The organism is Paenibacillus forsythiae T98 (genome assembly GCF_000520735.1).
Taxonomy (GTDB): Bacteria; Bacillota; Bacilli; order Paenibacillales; family Paenibacillaceae; genus Paenibacillus_AQ; species Paenibacillus_AQ forsythiae.
Map to the genome: position 1 here is coordinate 1 of NZ_ASSC01000771.1, position 2370 is coordinate 2370.

Annotated in this window: 3 protein-coding genes; 2 read left to right on the forward strand and 1 reads right to left on the reverse strand. The window is 54.3% G+C overall.

All coding sequences use genetic code 11. The features are described from left to right. On the reverse strand, positions 1–805 hold an 805-nt coding region (locus L692_RS0123465; RefSeq protein ID WP_025702388.1), incomplete at its 3' end, for a nucleoside recognition domain-containing protein. Positions 806–1322: 517 nt separating this feature from the next. On the opposite strand from L692_RS0123465, the gene L692_RS0123470 reads away from it, so the two are divergent. Then, positions 1323–1712, forward strand: a complete 390-nt coding sequence (locus L692_RS0123470) for a globin domain-containing protein (RefSeq protein ID WP_025702389.1) — start codon at positions 1323–1325, stop codon at positions 1710–1712. Positions 1713–1742: 30 nt separating this feature from the next. Then, on the forward strand, positions 1743–2370 hold a 628-nt coding region (locus L692_RS0123475; RefSeq protein WP_025702390.1), incomplete at its 3' end, for a DUF2225 domain-containing protein.

The window sequence follows — 2370 nt, forward strand, 5'->3', positions numbered from 1 at the left end:
GAAACCGTCCGATTGCCGAGAAAAGGAAGGCCATTGCTCCGGCCTGGTTCAGCAGCTCCATTAGCACGGTGAAGAATACAACCAGCCCTCCCACGACAATAATAAGCTTCAGAGAGGATTCCACCGCCCCCTTCAGCAGTTCCCCGAGCGTCCGCCCGTCGCGGCGGCGCGCCTCGGCCATGGAGGCGAAGGCGGTGCGGATACGTCCCGCTTCCGGCCGCTCCCGCTTCGGCTTGCCGGAGCGGGATGTATCAGGGGCTGGCGTTCGCCCGGCGCCGTTTCGCTCTTCCCTTCGCCCGTGGAAGGACATCAGCAGCCCGACAAGCAGGCCGCTCCCGTAATGGGCCAGCGCCAGGCAAGGGCCCAAGACGGGATTATGAAAGAAGCCGACCGAAACCGCGCCGAGCAGGAAGATCGGATCGGAGGAAGTGGTACAGGCGACAAGCCGTTCCCCTTCGACGCGGGTGAGCAGGTTCTGCTCCCGCAGCTTGGCCGTCAGCCGGGCGCCGACCGGATAGCCGGACACATAGCCCATAGCCAGCACAAAGCCGCCGCTGCCGGGAATGCGGAACAGCGGGCGCATCAGCGGGTCAAACAGAGCGCCGAACAGGTGGACGACGCCGAAGCCGAGCATGAGTTCGGAGATGACGAAGAAGGGAAAGAGCGACGGGAACAGCACATCCCACCAGACGGCCATTCCGCGCAGCGCGGCGTCAAGAGAAGCTTCGGGATAAAGCAGCACCAACAGCATGCAGCCGGCGAGTCCCAAGGCCCCCAAAGGGCCGCCCAGCTTTTTTATGGTCATCATATCCGCCTCCCGGTCTATAGTAAGATGTATGCTTCAAGAGGGACAAACAATACAAAAAATAAAGAAAGCGGTTACAATAGGGGGTGTATTTTTACTGTATTTATGGTAATATAAAAATTAACTAAAGCAACCTTTCGAAAACTTTAATATTCAGGGATGGAGTGATGATGATGAGCGTAGTTGCCGGCGTTCTCGTTTGCGCTTTTGTTTATGTCATCCGGGCCTCCCTCGTCTCTCCCGGTGATGAGGATTGGCGGACCTATTAATATGCCACAGACGCTAAACATTTCGTTTAGCGTCTTTTTTGGCTTTTTTTAGGTAATATTGAACGTTTTTTCACATTTAGGCGATAGGTATCTTTTCTTAGGACAAAGGTTTTGGGTATGGGGCTTATTTATTAGGCATATAGGAATTTTTTCTCTTGAATTTCGCGTTAGCAAGATGCCGAACGACCCTGTTTTTGGTATACTGAATAGGTCAATATTATTAAGTCGGCAGAAAGTTGGTTGCTTCAATGAATTCGGACATAAGTATATATGAACATCTTGGGGGAGCCGGGAAGCTGCGCAAGCTGGTCGAAGTGTTTTATAGTAAAGTGCAGGCGCACCCGCGGCTCGGTCCGCTCTTTCCAACCGATATCGTCCCCGTTATGGACAAGCAGTACCGCTTCCTCACCCAATTCTTCGGCGGTCCGCAGCTGTATTCCGAGCTGTACGGGCAGCCTATGATGAGAGCGCGTCATATGCATGTGCCGATTACGGAGGAACGGTCCAAGGAGTGGCTGGCGTGCATGGAAGAAGCGCTGGAGGAAACCGGAGTGGAAGAGTCGCTTCGATTGCTCATATTGCACCGGCTTGCAGGCCCGGCCCGCCATTTTGTCAACATGCCCGAAGAACAGGATTGATGCATGACTGACGCGAAAGGAATGAGGGCCATGACCTATTTGGAGCCCCTATACTCCATCAAAGTAACCTGTTGCAATTGCGAAGCCGAATTCGTAACCTCCAGAGTGCGTCCCAGCCTTAAACGGGCTGTTCGCCGGGATGCGGATTTTTGCTCTTATTACAAAGAAGAGAATCCTGATTACTACGTCGTCCGGGTATGTCCTTTATGCGGCTTTGCCTCCACGGAGAATTCCGTGAGCAGACTGGCTGATTGGCAGCGGAAGGCATTTAACGAGCGGATCGGCCACCGCTGGAAGCCCCGGGATTTCGGCGGCAAGCGGAGCTGGGCGGAGGCGCTGGAGACATACAAGCTGGCTCTGCTATGCGCGCAGTGCATAGGCGACAAGGAGCGCATCATCGCAAGCCTTCTGCATCATATCGCCTGGATGTACCGGTATCAGGGCAACGCTGAGCAGGAACAACGCTTTCTTCAATACTCGCTGGAGTCCTATATTCATGTATATGAACGGGAGGGCGTTTCCGGAAATGATGCGCGCCTGATGTTCCTGATCGGGGAGCTCAACCGGCGCATGGGTTGGTTCAACGAAGCGGTCAAATGGTTCTCGCGTCTTGTAAATGACAGAAAAATTATGGATGCGTCGATGATTCGGGCGGGTC

Bases quoted from the DNA above. Each gene is read 5' to 3' on its own strand.
- L692_RS0123470 (WP_025702389.1), top strand. From the start codon at position 1,323: ATGAATTCGGACATAAGTATATATGAACATCTTGGGGGAGCCGGGAAG.